Source organism: Streptomyces durocortorensis, from assembly GCF_016901035.1.
GTDB lineage: Bacteria > Actinomycetota > Actinomycetes > Streptomycetales > Streptomycetaceae > Streptomyces > Streptomyces durocortorensis.
Map to the genome: position 1 here is coordinate 1 of NZ_JAFEUF010000587.1, position 283 is coordinate 283.

Here is a 283-nt window from a genome sequence, read left to right on the forward strand (position 1 = left end):
ACCTGTTACCGAATCGTCCAGGAATCCCTCAACAATGTGGAGGCCCACTCCAGCGCCCCCGAGGTGACGGTGTCGGTACGCTGCAGCGATGACGAGGTCGAGGTGGAGGTCACCGACAACGGCCGCCCGATTCGATCGGCACCCTCGACCGGGGTGGGAATCGTCGGGATGTCAGAGCGGGTCGAGGCCCTAGGCGGCACCATTGAGGTGGGTCCACGCAAGGTCGGTGGATGGCGAGTTCGTGCCGTCATGCCGATGCGTCAGAGCCAGGATGTGAGGGACG

1 protein-coding gene is annotated in these 283 nt (G+C 64.7%); it reads left to right on the forward strand.

Annotated features, from left to right (window positions below):
- A partial coding sequence (locus JS521_RS36185) for a sensor histidine kinase (RefSeq protein WP_372448653.1) occupies positions 1 to 283 on the forward strand: 283 nt, incomplete at both ends.